Annotated in this window: 15 protein-coding genes; 7 read left to right on the forward strand and 8 right to left on the reverse strand. The window is 61.5% G+C overall.

The window, feature by feature from the left end; genetic code table 11:
• Positions 1–37: 37 nt before the first annotated feature.
• From leuD to QMO80_RS13400, 3 genes are all read right to left on the reverse strand, one after another.
• Positions 38–646: a 3-isopropylmalate dehydratase small subunit gene (gene leuD, locus QMO80_RS13390; protein ID WP_064841181.1), complete on the reverse strand. Its 609-nt coding sequence runs from the start codon at positions 644–646 to the stop codon at positions 38–40.
• A gap of 135 nt (positions 647–781) precedes the next feature.
• Positions 782–1,201 (reverse strand): glyoxalase/bleomycin resistance/extradiol dioxygenase family protein, encoded by a 420-nt coding sequence (locus QMO80_RS13395; RefSeq protein ID WP_049733270.1) that lies wholly within the window; start codon positions 1,199–1,201, stop codon positions 782–784.
• A gap of 107 nt (positions 1,202–1,308) precedes the next feature.
• Positions 1,309–1,548: a hypothetical protein gene (locus QMO80_RS13400; RefSeq protein WP_283197025.1), complete on the reverse strand. Its 240-nt coding sequence runs from the start codon at positions 1,546–1,548 to the stop codon at positions 1,309–1,311.
• Between the two features lie 113 nt (positions 1,549–1,661).
• On the opposite strand from QMO80_RS13400, the gene QMO80_RS13405 reads away from it, so the two are divergent.
• Both QMO80_RS13405 and QMO80_RS13410 read left to right on the forward strand, forming a co-directional pair.
• The gene (locus QMO80_RS13405) at positions 1,662–2,567 is read left to right on the forward strand and encodes a CoA ester lyase (protein ID WP_283197026.1); all 906 of its coding nucleotides are present in this window, start codon (positions 1,662–1,664) and stop codon (positions 2,565–2,567) included.
• Positions 2,567–2,773 (forward strand): DUF1737 domain-containing protein, encoded by a 207-nt coding sequence (locus QMO80_RS13410; RefSeq protein WP_003589581.1) that lies wholly within the window; start codon positions 2,567–2,569, stop codon positions 2,771–2,773. The genes QMO80_RS13405 and QMO80_RS13410 overlap by 1 nt, the downstream gene beginning before the upstream one ends.
• Before the next feature lie 25 nt (positions 2,774–2,798).
• Here QMO80_RS13410 and QMO80_RS13415 read toward each other — a convergent pair whose 3' ends face one another.
• Positions 2,799–3,236: a metallopeptidase family protein gene (locus QMO80_RS13415; protein WP_283197027.1), complete on the reverse strand. Its 438-nt coding sequence runs from the start codon at positions 3,234–3,236 to the stop codon at positions 2,799–2,801.
• Positions 3,237–3,397: 161 nt separating this feature from the next.
• Here QMO80_RS13415 and QMO80_RS13420 point away from each other — a divergent pair, with 161 nt between their 5' ends.
• From QMO80_RS13420 to bfr, 5 genes are all read left to right on the forward strand, one after another.
• On the forward strand, positions 3,398–4,342 hold the full coding sequence (locus tag QMO80_RS13420) for an ImuA family protein (protein ID WP_283197028.1): 945 nt from the start codon (positions 3,398–3,400) through the stop codon (positions 4,340–4,342).
• Between the two features lie 10 nt (positions 4,343–4,352).
• Positions 4,353–5,798, forward strand: a complete 1,446-nt coding sequence (locus QMO80_RS13425) for a DNA polymerase Y family protein (RefSeq protein WP_283200183.1) — start codon at positions 4,353–4,355, stop codon at positions 5,796–5,798.
• Positions 5,795–9,259 carry an error-prone DNA polymerase gene (locus QMO80_RS13430; protein ID WP_283197029.1) on the forward strand — a complete coding sequence of 1,155 codons (3,465 nt, stop codon included), beginning with the start codon at positions 5,795–5,797 and terminating at the stop codon, positions 9,257–9,259. The genes QMO80_RS13425 and QMO80_RS13430 overlap by 4 nt, the downstream gene beginning before the upstream one ends.
• 121 nt (positions 9,260–9,380) lie before the next feature.
• On the forward strand, positions 9,381–9,779 hold the full coding sequence (locus tag QMO80_RS13435) for a (2Fe-2S)-binding protein (protein ID WP_082366254.1): 399 nt from the start codon (positions 9,381–9,383) through the stop codon (positions 9,777–9,779).
• Positions 9,745–10,230, forward strand: coding sequence for a bacterioferritin (bfr, locus tag QMO80_RS13440; RefSeq protein ID WP_085738762.1), 486 nt, complete (start codon positions 9,745–9,747; stop codon positions 10,228–10,230). The genes QMO80_RS13435 and bfr overlap by 35 nt, the downstream gene beginning before the upstream one ends.
• Positions 10,231–10,317: 87 nt before the next feature.
• On the opposite strand, the gene QMO80_RS13445 is transcribed toward bfr, so the two are convergent.
• The 4 genes from QMO80_RS13445 to QMO80_RS13460 form a co-directional block, all read right to left on the reverse strand.
• Entirely contained in the window at positions 10,318–10,851 is a 534-nt protein-coding gene (locus tag QMO80_RS13445) for an RNA pyrophosphohydrolase (RefSeq protein ID WP_283197030.1), read from the reverse strand.
• Between the two features lie 36 nt (positions 10,852–10,887).
• Positions 10,888–12,078, reverse strand: a complete 1,191-nt coding sequence (locus tag QMO80_RS13450; RefSeq protein WP_283197031.1) for a divergent polysaccharide deacetylase family protein — start codon at positions 12,076–12,078, stop codon at positions 10,888–10,890.
• 77 nt (positions 12,079–12,155) lie between these two features.
• Positions 12,156–13,478, reverse strand: a complete 1,323-nt coding sequence (locus QMO80_RS13455) for a S41 family peptidase (protein WP_003543943.1) — start codon at positions 13,476–13,478, stop codon at positions 12,156–12,158.
• Positions 13,468–14,868, reverse strand: coding sequence for a murein hydrolase activator EnvC (locus tag QMO80_RS13460; protein WP_283197032.1), 1,401 nt, complete (start codon positions 14,866–14,868; stop codon positions 13,468–13,470). The genes QMO80_RS13455 and QMO80_RS13460 overlap by 11 nt, the downstream gene beginning before the upstream one ends.
• Between the last annotated feature and the right edge of the window lie 80 nt (positions 14,869–14,948).

Below are 14,948 nucleotides of genomic sequence, written 5' to 3' on the forward strand. Positions count from 1 at the left end.
CAAAGCCCGGCTCGATCGAGAATTTATTGGAGAGCGCTTAAGCCGCCCAGGGGTGCGAAGCGGCGTTCTTCTTTTCGAAGCTGTCGATCGCCTTGCCCTTCTCCAGCGTCAGGCCGATGTCGTCGAGACCGTTCAGCAGGCAGTGGCGCTTGAACTCGTCGAGATCGAACTTGATCGAGCCGCCATCGGGGCCGGTGATTTCGAGGTTCTCAAGGTCGACGGTGAGGATGGCGTTGGAGCCGCGCGAGGCGTCGTCCATCAGCTTGTCGAGATTTTCCTGGCTGACCTTGATCGGCAGGATGCCGTTCTTGAAACAGTTGTTGTAGAAAATATCGGCGAAGCTGGTGGAGATCACGCAGCGGATGCCGAAATCGAGCAGCGCCCATGGCGCGTGCTCGCGCGAGGAGCCGCAGCCGAAATTGTCGCCGGCAACCAGAATCTTGGCATCGCGGTAGGCCGGCTTGTTCAGCACGAAATCCGGATTTTCGGAGCCGTCTTCGTTATAACGGGCTTCGGCGAAAAGGCCGGTGCCGAGGCCGGTGCGCTTGATGGTCTTCAGATAATCCTTCGGAATGATCATGTCGGTGTCGATATTCACGACCGGCAGGGGCGCTGCAACGCCCGTGAGCTTCACGAATTTATCCATGACGCATGCTCCATTTCAGCAAATCTACTTTCCTGAATTTGCATCTAGTCCAGTTTTTCGCCGAAATGAAGGAGAATCTTTGAAAAATGGGGGCCACGCGATGTTTCGCGCGGCCTGCCCGTTAAATATGCCGGGTTATTTGGTCGGTGCGTTCAGGCCCCAGAGCACGCCGAACGGGTCGCGAAGCTGGCCGTAACGGTCGCCCCAGAACATCAGTTCGACCGGCATGACGACTTCGGCGCCGGCAGCGACGGCGCGATCCCACCAGAAATCGATATCGTCGATAACCAGCTGGATGGCGAAGCCTTCATGGCCTTTGAAGGGGTGGCCGTATTCCGGATAGGCATCCGACAGCATGAGGGAGCTGCCGTTGATGTAGAGATGCACATGCATCGTCCGGCCGCTCTCGTCGACCGGCACAATATAGGCTTCTTCGGCGCCGAAAGCTTTCTTGTAGAATTCTGCGGCTTTCACAGCGCCGCCGACCGTCAGATAGGGCAGCAGGCCATTCTTGACCGGCGGCATCTTGACAGGATTGTTTTCCGTCGCATTCATGCTCGTCCTCCATCGTTTTCAAGCGCCGGCTGGATGCCTGGCTGCTTCAAGGACGTAGCATGGAAGCATGATCCGACAATGTCGGTCGGTTTTTTCGCGTAAGCGGCTTAGAGATCGATGATCGTGCCGCGGCCGTCGTTCCAGATCCGCATTTCGCGTTGGCCATTGTTTGCCTTGGCGCGCACCGGAGCGGGCTTCATCTTCATCTTCAGCGACAGTGCGCGGCCGACCATCAGCACGGTCAGAATGCCGCCGACGGCAAGCGTCACCGAGAAGGTGAGAAGCAGCATGGCCACGAAAACGGTGGCGCCGGCAAGCATGAGGAAGATGGAGCGAATGTTCTGCATGGGTTTGGTACCTTTCTACAGAAAGGAATGTGGTCCTTCTTTTTCTTCTCTGCAAGGCAAGCATGGCTTTTTGTTGTCTTGCCGGGCTTGGCGAAGCTTGGCACTAATGATCGATGAGCCAAACACCCCCTCGCCGTTCCTTAAATCTGCGCCGCTCGGTGCTGAGCGTGCCCGCCATCAATCTCCGGGCGCTCGAAAAAAGCCATTCGCTTGATTGCGATGCGGTTATTTTCGATCTGGAGGATTCCGTCTCGCCCGAGAAGAAGGGGCAAGCGCGGGAAAATCTGCGCGCCTTTTTTGCGGGTCCGCCGCTTGCAGGCAAGGAAAGGATCATCCGCATCAATTCTTTGTCATCCGAATTCGGGCCGGCGGACCTGGATCTGGTCAAGGCGCTTTTGCCCGACGCCGTTCTCCTGCCCAAGGTGGACGGACCTCGGGATATCACCGACATCGGCGATCTGCTCGCCGATGCGGATGCGCCGGAGGAACTGCGCATCTGGGCGATGATCGAGACGCCGCGCGGCGTGCTGAATGCCGGGGCGATCGCCGAAGCCGGCCGCACGCCGGGCTCGCGGCTCGATTGCCTCGTCGTCGGCCTCAACGATCTGCGCAAGGAAACGGGCGTCTTGCCGCAGCCGGGACGAACCTATCTCGTGCCGTGGCTGATGCAGGTCGTCCTGGCGGTCAGTGCCTACGGGCTCGATGCGATCGACAGCGTCTTCAACGATTTCAGGGACGAGCAGGGTTTCGATGCCGAATGCCTGCAGGGCCGGGCAATGGGCTTTGCCGGCAAGATGCTGATCCATCCCACGCAGATCGAACCCGCCAACCGGCATTTCGGCCCGGACCCGGCAGCGATTGCGGAAGCGGAGGCGATCATATCCGCTTTTGCCGATCCGGCTTCCGATGGCTTGAACGTCATCAATTCAGGCGGGCGGATGATCGAGCGGCTGCATCTTGTCCAAGCCGAAAGCCTGGTTCATAAAGCTCGCCTGATTTCTGCAAGAAAGCCCGCCTGATGAAACTTTACCGCTTCCTGACCGGTCCCGACGACGCTTCCTTCTGCCACAAGGTCACCGCCGCCCTCAACAAGGGCTGGTCGCTGGAGGGATCGCCGACCTATGCCTTCAATGCGGCAACCGGCGCGATGCAGTGCGGCCAGGCCGTCGTCAAGACTGTCGAAGGCAAGGATTACCATCCCGAGATAAAGCTCTCCGAGCAATAACGCGTCCTGCCCGAGACGCGGTGTTTCAGCGCTCGGCGGCTTCCTCGGCGCTTGCCTCGATCCGCTCCATATCGTCGTCGCTCAGCCCGAAATGGTGGCCGATCTCGTGGATCAGGACGTGGGTGATGATGTCGCCGAGCGTCTCGTCATTCTCGGCCCAGTAATCGAGGATAGGGCGCCGGTAGAGGCGGATGCGGTTGGGCATCTCGCCGGTTTCCACCGTGAAACGTTCGGAAATGCCCCTGCCCTCGAAAAGGCCGAGCAGATCGAAAGGGGTTTCCAGCGCCATGTCCTCGAAAACATCGTCATCGGGGAAATCTTCGATCTCGATCGTGAGGTTGGTCGTCAGCTTGCGAAATTCATCCGGCAGATGGCTATAGGCCTCCATGGCCAGCGACTCGAAGGTGCTGATCGTCGGCGCATGGCGGTCCCGCCAATCATCGCTCTGGTCTATGCGGGCCATGAATATTCCTTCCTTTGCGGGCCCATATAGAACCTTTATCGCCGGTTTTCGAGTGCGGAATCAAAGGCAGGAATAAATTCATAGAAAATGGCCGTTGACTCTTCATTAGCACTCTGGAATCTATAAGAACATAACAGGAACAAGACGGATTGGAGAACGCCATGGCGCAGCACGCCCTGGCGCGCGAGCGGCTTTTTGCGCTCCGCGAAACCATCGCCAGATTGGAGGGGAAGCCCGCGCCGGCGCTTGCGGCAGCGGAGCGGGAAGCCCTGGCGGACGGAGGCAAGGCACCGCGGAGACCCAGTCTGCCGCCCCTGGCGTTCGGGGTGGAATGTCTTGACGAGGCGCTGGAAGGCGGCCTGCCGCTCGATGCGATCACCGAATTCCGCTCCGCTCTGTCGCGTGATGCCGGTGCGGCAAGTGGGCTGGCGCTGGCTGTCGCCGCGCGGCTGCAGAGCCAGGAGGCGGATGCCGGCAGGCTTTCCCCGTTGCTCTGGATCGGCGATGCTGTCGGCACGCTGGAAGCCGGCCGTCCCTATGTCCCCGGGCTGCGGGATTTCGGGCTGAGCCCGGAGCGGTTTTTCCATGCGGCGCCGCGCAAGCTGGACGAGGCGCTCTGGCTGGTGGAGACCGCGGTGGAAAGCGCGGCCTTCTCGGCCGTCATTTTCGAAGTGCGAGGCAATCCCGCCCATTTCGGCCTGACCGAAAGCCGCAGGCTCAGTCTCAGGGCGCGTGCTGCCCGCCGTCCACTCTTTCTTGTCCGCCAGGCCGGGGAAGAAGAGGCAAGCAGTGCGGCCTTCCGTCTGCATGTCGAACCGGCTCCATCCGGTCTGCGGCCGTTGCCGGACGGGTCGAAGCTTTCCGGCAGCATCGGCAATCCGATTTTCCGTCTCACGCTGGAGAAGGGCCGCAATCCGGCCCCGCTCTGCTTTTTTCTGGAGTGGAACCCCCATGAACGCGAATTTCTCCCTGTCGCCGAGCCAAACCTCGTTCGTCCTCCAGGCGAGCAGTCAGCGCATTCTGGCGCTCAGCTTTCCGCATCTGCCAACGGACCGCATCGCCCGCAGGCGATGGGGGCTCTCCTGGCGTTCGAAAGGGCGTCCTGAGTCGCCGCCTATCGTCTGTTCCGGCAAGCTCAACAATGCCATGCGGCTGACGGCGCTGGACGAATTGGCCGAGAGGCTGGGGCTGAAAAAGGAGCAGGGCGTTGCCGAAGCGCGTGCCATGTACCCAACGCTCGAGGTCGCGGAAGAGGATCCGGCGGCCGACCGCCGGTTGCTGGAGGCCATTGCCGACTGGTGCGACCGTTATACGCCGCTGGTGGCGTTCGACGGCAAGGAGGGGCTGTTTCTCGACATTAGCGGCTGCGCCCATCTCTTCGGCGGGGAAAAGGCGCTTCTCAAGGATGTGCTGTCGCGGCTTTTTCATATGGGGATCGATGCACGCGGCGCCATCTCATCCTCACCGGGCCTTTCCTGGGCCGCGTCGCGCTTCGGGCAGGGCGGGGTGATAGAGGACGAGGAGACGGAGCATGTGCTGATGTCCTTGCCGGTGGCAGCCTTGCGGCTGGAAGGACAAACCGTCGATGCGCTGAAGAAACTCGGCCTGAAATATGTCGGCGACGTCATCGATGCACCGCGCGCGCCGCTGACCCGCCGGTTCGGCCCGGGACTGCTTCTGCGTCTCGACCAGGCGCTGGGACGCGAGGAGGAGCCGGTCTCGCCGCGGCGTCCGGTCGCCAGCCTCTCGGCCGAAAGCCGCCTGATCGAGCCCATCGGGACGGAAGAACAGATCCTTGCCGTCACCCGGCAGGTCGCCATGTCGCTGCAGCCGTCGCTGGAGGCGCGGGGGATCGGTGGAAGGGTGTTCGAACTGGTGCTGTTCCGCGTCGACGGCAGGGTCTTTCGTATCTCCGTCGGCGCTTCGCAGCCGCTTCGCGAACCAAAATTCATTACCAGGCTTTTTTCCGAGCGATTGCAGGCGGTCCATGACGATCTCGATGCCGGCTATGGTTTCGAAATCCTGCGGTTGAATGTGTTGCGGCACGATCCTTTCAATGAGGCCCAGGCGGATTTCGAGGGCGACCGCCAGGGAGAGATCTCGCTTTCGGCCTTCGTCGACCGGGTCTCGGCCCGGCTGGGCGCGGATTGCCTGCACAGCTTCCAGCTCCGCGAGAGCCATGTGCCGGAACGCGCCGTCATCAGCGTTCCTGTGATGGATGGTCTTCCCAGGCGGAAAGCGGCGCAGGACATCCAGCTTCCTTTCCGCCAAGAGCGCCCGCTACGGCTCTTCGCCACGCCGGAGCCGGTCGAGATCATGCTTGCCGAAGTGCCCGATGGTCCGCCGCAGATTTTCCGCTGGCGGCGCATGCAGCATCAGGTGGCAAGAAGCGAAGGGCCGGAACGGATCGCCATGGAATGGTGGATCGATGGGGATGACGCCGAGGCGCGCGACTATTTCCGCATCGAGGACGAGAGCGGACATCGCTTCTGGATCTATCGTCGCGGTTTTTACGGCCGGGAACTCGATCCTCGCTGGTTCATGCACGGTGTGTTTGCATGACGAGCGGGTCGGCATTTTTCGAGATCGGCGTGAGAACGAATTTTTCGTTTCTCGAAGGCGCCTCCAGTCCTGAGGAAATGGTCGTGCAGGCCGCTCATCTCCGGCTCGGCGGTCTCGGCATTGCGGACCGGAATTCGGTTGCCGGCGTGGTCAGGGCGCATGCGCAGGCGCTGCAGCTCGAGGAGAGATACAGGAACAGAGATGTGATCATCGCTCAGGCGGAGAAGGAAGGGAAACGGGAAGAGATTTTCGATCCCATCCGGGTTCAGCCGGGCGCCCGTCTGGTCTTTTCAGATGATACGCCGGATATCCTTGCCTACCCCCGCAATCGGCGGGGCTGGGCAAATCTCTGCCGGCTTCTCAGCGCCGGCAATCTGAAGGAAGAAGCGGTCAAGGGAAGCTGCCTCCTGACGGAAGCGGAGCTGATGGAATGGGGAGACGAGATGATGCTCGCGCTCGTTCCCGATCGCACCCTTGTCGATCATCAGGGGGGCCAGTCGGCGCTGGAAGATTATCTGGAACGGTTTCGCAGACGATTCCGCAAGGATTTTTTTATAGCGCTGGCGCCAGCCTATGACGGCCGCGACCGGCAGGTCTTTGCGGTGCTTGCCATGCTTGCGGCGCGAAACCGCGTGCCGCTGATTGCGACCAACCAGCCGCTTTATCATCATCCCGAACGCCGGCCGCTTTCGGATGTGGTGATCGCGATCCGGGAGCATGTGGAGATCGCGCAAGCCGGATTCCTGCTGGCGCCGAATGCCGAGCGCTACCTCAAGGATTCACGTGAAATGGTCCGGATCTTCCGGGACTATCCTGGTGCGATCGACAATAGTCAGGCCTTCTTCGATAAGCTGACCTTTTCGCTGAAGGAGTTGGAGCATAATTATCCGCCTGAAAACGATCCCGGCGAAACGCCGCAGCAGACGCTCGAGAGGTTGACGAGGGCGGGAGCGGCAAGGCGCTATCCCGCGGGCGTGCCGCTCAAGGTGTCAAACCAGATCGAATATGAACTGAAGCTCATAGGCGACAAGAACTATGCTTCCTACTTTCTGACGGTTTACAGGATCATCCAGCACGCCCGTTACGAGCTCAAGGTCTTGTGTCAGGGACGCGGCTCGGCGGCAAATTCGGTCATCTGCTATTGCCTCGAAATTACGGAAGTCGATCCTCAAAAGAGCACGCTGCTGTTCGACCGTTTCATTTCGATGGACCGCGACGAGCCACCGGATATCGATGTCGACTTCGAGCATGATCGGCGCGAAGAAGTCATCCAGTTCATCTACAGAACCTACAAAAGAGAACATGCCGGGCTGACGGCAGGGGTGACCACCTACCGGACCCGTTCGGCCGGCCGCGAGGTCGCCAAGGCCTTCGGACTGTCGGAGGATGTCCAGTCGGCGATCAGCAGCCTCGTCTGGGGCTGGTCGGAGGACAATCTCTCCGAGCGGGATGCCAAGGCGGCCGGCCTCGACATCAAGGATCCGGTCACCAGGAACGTGCTGAAATATGCCTCCGAGCTTCTCGGCTTCCCGCGCCACCTCACCCAGCATGTCGGCGGCTTCGTCATCACGCGGGACCGGCTCGACGAGGTCGTGCCGATCATGAAGACGGCGATGCCGGATCGCTACATGATCGAATGGGACAAGGACGACCTCGACAACGTCAAGATCCTCAAGGTGGATGTGCTGGCGCTCGGCATGCTGACCTGCCTGCGGAAGGCGTTTTCGCTGCTTGAACTGCATTATGATGTCAAGAAGACGCTCGCAGATCTCGGCAACAGGGAGCATGGGGACGAAGGCAGGCCGGTTTACGAGATGATGGGCCGGGCCGATACGCTTGGCGTTTTCCAGATCGAGAGCCGGGCGCAGATGAGCATGCTGCCGCGCCTCAAGCCGAAGCTATTCTACGACCTCGTCATCGAGGTGGCGATCGTCCGGCCGGGACCGATCCAGGGCGATATGGTGCATCCCTATCTGAAGCGCCGGGAGCAGCGGGCCAGGAACATTCCGATCGAATATCCGAGCGAGGAGCTGAAAGCGGTTCTGGAAAGAACCCTCGGCGTGCCGCTGTTTCAGGAACAGGCGATGCAGATTGCCATCACCGCTGCAGGCTTTGCGCCTGCGGAAGCCGACAAGCTTCGCAGGGCGATGGCGACATTCAAGCGAACCGGCACGATCGGCAATTTCGAGACGCGGTTCATCGAGGGAATGGCCTCAAAGGGGTATGCCCGGGAATTCGCGCAGCAATGTTTCAACCAGATCAAAGGCTTCGGGGAATATGGCTTTCCTGAAAGCCATGCCGCCTCCTTTGCGCTGCTCGTCTATGCCTCCTCATGGCTCAAGGCCTATTATCCCGACGTCTTCTGCGCGGCGATGCTGAATTCCCAGCCCATGGGGTTTTATGCGCCGGCGCAGCTGGTGCGGGATGCACGCGAGCACGGAGTAAAAATCCTACCGGTCGACATCAACGAATCCGACTGGGATTGCGATCTGGAAGAGGCCGGTTTCGATCCGAATGCCGTCGATTTCCGCCACCGTGAGATGCGCGGGATCATCAGGGCTCGGCACGCGGTGCGGCTCGGCTTCCGGCAGATCAAGGGTGTCTCGGATAAGGAGATGGAGCTGCTCGTCAAACATCGAGGCAGAGGCTACGGTTCCGTTCGGGATCTCTGGCTGCGGTCCGGCCTGCAGAAATCCGTCATCGAGCGGCTGGCGGATGCGGATGCGTTCCAATCCCTGAGGCTCTCACGACGCGACGCGCTCTGGGCGGTGCGGGCCTTGGATGTGAAGAGCGCGGCCGAGGAGCTGCCGCTTTTCGAGCAGGCCCGTCATGTCGATCTCCAGGCCGAGCCGGCAACGAAGCTGCCGGAAATGCTGCCGGGAGAGCAGGTCATCGAGGACTATCGTTATCTCTCGCTGTCGCTGAAGGCGCATCCGGTCTCCTTCCTGCGTGAGGAATTGCGGCATGCGGGTGTGACGCGCAATGTCGATCTGTTGACGGTTGCAAACGGGCGTAGGGTGACGATCGCCGGCCTTGTGCTGGTGCGCCAGCGGCCGGGGTCGGCCAAAGGTGTGATCTTCATGACGCTGGAGGATGAGACCGGCGTCGCCAATGCGATCGTCTGGCCGAAAATCTTCGACACATACCGCTCGGTCGTGATGGGCGCCCGGCTGGTGAAAATCCGCGGCAGGCTGCAAAGCCAGAGCGGCGTGATCCATACCGTCGTCGAGCATATCGAGGATATGACGCCGGCGCTCGGCATCCTCCAACGCGAGGCCCGGCGTTTCGGCGTCTGCGAGCGGGCAGACGAGGTGCTGAGTCCAGGTGCCGATCAGAGGCAGAAAAAGCTTGCCCATGCGCAGGAGAAAGCGGAGCTGGAAAAACGGATGGCGGCCATAGGCCGCAATTCCGGCGCCGCGGAAACCGCCGAGGTGATGCCGCGCGGACGCAACTTCCATTAAAATGCGCCGCAGCGATCGGGATCGTCCAGCCCCTTTGCGTTGCCTCATGGCGTCATCATCCTGGAAGCACTGCATAATCTCGGACGATATGCATCGGCTTGCCATTCGGACACCGCGTCCGATGAAGCGGGGCTCGAATTTTTTCTTGACAGCCACCATCTTCTTTAGCAGAAAACACGATAGTCAGTGTCATGTTTGGAATGAAGACGTGCTTGTCTGCAGCTGCAATTATATAACCGACAAGGAAATCCGGGAGGTTATCACCAACCTTCTCGATGAGGACTGTTGGCAGCTTATCGTGCCGGCGAAGGTCTACCACGCTATGGAAAAACGCGGCCGCTGCTGCGGCTGTTTCCCCAACGTCGTCGACATCATTATCCAGACGACCGAGGAATATCACGCCCGTCGCCACTCGACGGAGACCGAAATATTTGATTTCATGTCCCGCTTGAAACAGTTCCATGAGGAAAACAGGAGAGCGGACATTGAAAGGCGACAAAAAAGTCATCGAGCGGCTTAACGAGGCGTTGTTCCTCGAGCTCGGGGCGGTCAATCAATACTGGGTTCATTATCGTCTTCTTGAGGACTGGGGTTACACCAAGCTCGCCAAGAAGGAGCGCGCCGAATCGATCGAAGAGATGCACCATGCCGACCGGCTTGTTGCACGCATCATTTTCCTTGAAGGCCATCCCAATCTGCAGACCCTTGCGCCTTTGCGCATCGGCCAGAACGTCAAGGAAGTGCTGGAAGCCGATCTTGCCGGCGAATACGACGCCCGCGCGGCCTATAAGAAGTCGCGCGATATCTGTTACGAAGCCGGCGATTACGTTTCCATGAAGCTCTTCGAAGAGCTGCTGATGGACGAGGAAGGCCATATCGACTTCCTCGAAACGCAGCTCGAGCTGCTCGGGAAGATCGGCGAGAGCAAATACGGCCAGCTCAACGCCGACTCCGCCGACGAAGCCGAATAAGATTCGAACGAAGATCGGCTGCTTAGGCGGCCGGTCTTCCCACCCTATATTATTTCAGGCAATACCAATCCGATCATCCCGTATCGGTCAGTCTTCCGATTGCAGTGCCGCCAGATGCTGGAACTCGGCCACCACCTGGTCGTAGACGCTGCGCTTGAACGGGACGATCAGGCCCGGCAGCTCCTGCATCGGCTTCCATTCCCAGGAATCGAATTCCGGCTCGTGGCCGCCGGGCGGCGGGTTGATGGCGATCTCGCTGTCGCTGCCCTCGAAGCGGAAAGCGAACCAGCGCTGCGTCTGGCCGCGGAATTTTCCCTTCAATCCGATGCCGATCAGCGCCGGCGGCAGATCATAGTTGATCCAGTCTCTGGCTTCGGCAAGCAGGGTCACCGTCTTGATGCCGGTCTCCTCGTAGAGCTCGCGATAGGCGGCGTCCAACGGATCCTCGCCCTTGTCGATGCCGCCCTGCGGCATCTGCCAGAGCTGCGGCGAGCCGTCATATTCCGAATTGCCGTCGGGAATGCGCCGCCCGGCCCAGACGAGGCCATCGCGGTTCAGGATCATCACGCCGACGCAGGGGCGGTAGGGCAGGTCCTCGGCTTTTACGGTCGCCTGGCTCATCTTCTTCTCCGTTCAGGGATCTCTCCGAGACCGCTCTCAAGGGTTCCGGGGGTCGTTGGAAAGGGCGGCGACGCCGACGATCTCGATACCGCGCATCGCAGCCTCCTCGCTCCATTTGGCGATGGCGTCGACGCTTTCGTCGAAAGCCGAGGCGACGCCGATCGCCTGGCCGTTCTTGCGGGCGATGCGCTCAAGCTCGTCGAGCTTCTTCAGAACGGCGTTGATATCGAGCTGGCCATCGAGCTGCAGATCGGCGAAGGCGTAGGGCAGCTCGGTGCCCTTGGCGACATCAGCCGTCTTCGACTGCGCCGAGGTGCCGTCGTCGAGGAACAGCAGGCCGCGTTTGCCGATATCGCGCATGACAGGTTCCATGGCGGTGGAATCGGAGAGGAAACGGCCGCCGAGATAGTTCATGATGCCGGTATAATTGGTGATTTCGCCCATCGCCTTGTGCAGGTTCTCGATGTTGCGGGCGACCGGTTTCGAGGTCAGCAGCGTCTCGGGACCCGGATCGTTCGCCGGGTAATCAAACGGCTCGAGCGGCACCTGCAGCAGGATCTCATGGCCGCCGCGGCGGGCCTCCTGCATCCAGCGCTGCAGGCTGTTGCCGCTTGCGGCAAAGGCAAAGGTGATTTCTTCAGGCAATTCGGCAATGGCGCGCTGCGTCCCGGTCTGGCTGAGGCCGAGACCGCTGACGACGATGGCGATGCGGACGCCGCGCGCGCCGGATGCGGGGCGGGCATATTGATCCATCGGGCGTCGGCCGTCGGGACCGACGATCGGCAGCCTGCCGAAAGGCGTTTCCTCAAGCAGCGCTTCATTCGGCTGGGCCGCCATGCGCGGATCCTGGCCGATCTGCATGGCATCGACCAGCACCGGCCCGCCGCCGTCGCGCGGGCGGGGGCTGTATTTGGTGACGACGGAGCCGTCGCCGGTGACCATCTGCTCGACGTTGGCGCCCGAGCGCGGTTCGGCGCGCGACATGCCGTCCGCCGCCTGGTTGGCGCTCGCCGGTGGCTGAGGGGTATTGGCAGATGGCGTTGCGGCCTGTTCGGCAGCTGGCTTGGTGCGTTCGAGCCCATCGCCGCGAAACGCCGTATAGAGAGAAAAGCCGCCTATGGCGAAAAGACAAAGACTGGCAGCGATACGGCCGAGGCGCAGAACACCCGGGCGCCGGCTGCCGGTTTTGCGGTTGCGGCCCAAAGGCGCATGCAGGTCCGTTCCCAATTTTTCACCCGCTCCAAAACCGGGAAACAGCAGAAAGGGTCAAGGCCGGGCGAGGTGCCCGGCCTTGGGTTGATCAATTACTTGGCAACGACGGCTTTATCCGGGTTCGGCGGGAAGGCCGGGTCGGTTTTCTTGCCGCGCAGCAGATCGAGCGCGTAGTTCAACTGAACGTCGTCCTTCGGATCCGGCGGCACATAGGCTACCGAGCCCGAACCTTCGTCGGTCTCGCTCTGGCCCTTGATGTGGCCGCGCAGGCTGGATTCGCCTTCGGTTACCATCTTGCCCTGCAGTTCCTCCGGCAGCGGCTCCTCGACCTTGATGTCGGGGGTGATGCCGGTACCCTGGATCGAGCGGCCCGACGGCGTATAGTAGAGCGCCGTGGTCAGGCGCAGCGCGCCGTTTTCGCCGAGCGGGATGATCGTCTGGACGGAGCCCTTGCCGAAGGAGCGGGTGCCGAGAACGGTGGCGCGGCGCAGATCCTGAAGAGCGCCGGCGACGATTTCCGATGCGGAGGCCGAACCGCCATTGATCAGCACGATTACCGGCTTGCCATCCGTCAGGTCGCCCGGGCCGGCATTGAAGCGGCGGGTTTCATCGGGATTGCGGCCGCGGGTCGACACGACTTCGCCGCGCTGCAACAGCGCATCGGAGACGTTGATCGCCTGGTCGAGCAGACCGCCCGGATTGAGGCGCAGGTCGAGGACATAACCCTTCAGCTTGTCGGCCGGAACGGTGTCCTTGATCTTCTTGATCGCCTTTTCCATGTCGGGATAGGTCTTCTCTGTGAAGGAGATGATGCGGAGATAACCGACATCGTCCTCGACGCGCGACTTGACGGCCTGGACGGCGACGACGTCACGGACGATCGTCAGCTCGATCGGCTTGTCGGCGCCCTTGCGGATCAGCGTCAGCTTGATTGGCGTGTTGACGGCGCCGCGCATCTTCTCGACGGCATCCTCAAGCTTCAGGCCGCGCACGGACTGGCCGTCGATCTCGGAGATATAATCGCCGGCGAGAACACCGGCCTTGGCGGCGGGCGTATCGTCGATCGGGGTGATGACCTTGACGAGCTCGTCTTCCATGGTGACTTCGATGCCGAGGCCGCCGAACTCACCCTTGGTCTGGGTGCGCATGTCCTCGGCGTCCTTCGCATTCATATAGCTCGAATGCGGATCCAGCGAGGAAAGCATGCCGTTGATGGCGTTTTCGATCAGCTTGTCTTCGGCCGGCGGCGTCACATATTGGGCGCGCACACGCTCGAAGACGTCGCCGAACACCGAGAGTTCCTTGTAGGTGGACGATCCGGCCGCTTCTGCCGGCACGCCCGCCGAGTAAATGACGCTCATGGCGGTCGCACCCATCAATGCGCCGACCAGAACAAGAGAAGCCCTACGAATCATTGCGTGCCTTTCCAGTGTCTTTGGCGGTCCACCACGGTCGGGAATCGACCGGTTTACCGTCCTTTCGAAATTCAATGTAAAGCGTTGGCCGGTCCGTTTCCAGCGCCAATGCAGTCGCGCTTGCCACTCTTTTCGCCCCCATCACGGCGAGCGGCTCGCCGGAGAAAACGAATTTTCCCTGACGGGTATTGATCGTATCCATTCCCGAGAGAACCAAGTGGTAGCCATCGCCGGTGTCGAGGATGATCATCTGGCCGTAACTGCGGAAAGCGCCGGCGAAAACCACCAGGCCATCGGCAGGCGCCGTCACCACCGTCTCCGGATTGGTGGCGACCGTCATTCCCATCGCCTCGTGCCCGGTGCCGTCGGCATCGCCGAACTGGCGCAGGATATCGCCCGCAACGGGCACCTCCAATTTCGCCTTCAATTCTCCGAAGGGATATGCGGGCGCAATGCGGTTTTTATCGGGCACACCGCTGTCGGCCAGGGCCTTGGCCTGGGCGCGCTGCTCGTCGGTCATCAGCCTGCGGTTCTCCTCCGCCTGCCGGGCGGCGGCGGCCGCGTCACGCACCGAAGCGATCTCGGATTCCATCGAGGCGACGAGGCCTTCGAGGCTGGTCGCCTTGCCCGCCAGTTCCTCGGAACGTTTCCTTTCGGCCTGCAGTTCGGCGGCGTTGCTGCGGCTGAGCTTGTCGTTTTCGGCAAGCAGCAGGTCCATGCGCCGCTCTTCCTCGATACCGTTGGTCATCGTCGCGGTCAGGCCGGCCTTCTCGGCGGCACTTGCGGCCTGCAAGGCGGCGAGGCTTGCCAGGTCTCCGGCCAGCTTGTCGGTTTCCTTGCGGATGCCCGGAACAACGGCGCCGAGCAGGATGGCGCTGCGCACCGAGGCGAGCGCGTCGTCAGGTGTGACGAGCAAAGCGGGCGGCGGGTTGCGGCCCATGCGCTGCAGCGCCGCCAGCACTTCGGCCAGAAGGCCGCGGCGCTCGTGCAGGGACCGGCGGATGCCATCCTCCTTGACGCCGAGATCGGCAAGCTTCTTCTCGCTTTCGAGGATCTGCTTGTCGAGCCCCTTGCGGCGGGCGGCAGACTCGATCAGCGCCTGGCGGATGCTTTGTGTGCTCTTGTCCAGATCGGCGATGCTCTGCTGAAGCGCGCTCACCTTGTCGCTGGACAGGCTGATCGTTTTCGACAGGGTTTCGAGCTCGGCGCGGGTCTTATCCCGTTTGGCGGCCAGTTCGGCGGCCGGATCGGGCGGCGGCGGCTCGGCTGCCGGCTGCTGGGCAGACGGTGCCGCTTCAGGCGCGGCATCCTGCGCCCGGACGATGAAGGGATCTGCCGTCACGGCAATCACCGCCACACCGATACCGGCCGCGATAGCCGGCAGGATCATGCGGTGTCGCCTGGTGGATGCTCTCGTCATGCGTGTTGGGGCACTTTCTTAAATCGCGCGGAGACTAAGCTGATTTGGCG

The organism is Rhizobium sp. BT03 (assembly GCF_030053155.1).
Classification (GTDB): domain Bacteria; phylum Pseudomonadota; class Alphaproteobacteria; order Rhizobiales; family Rhizobiaceae; genus Rhizobium.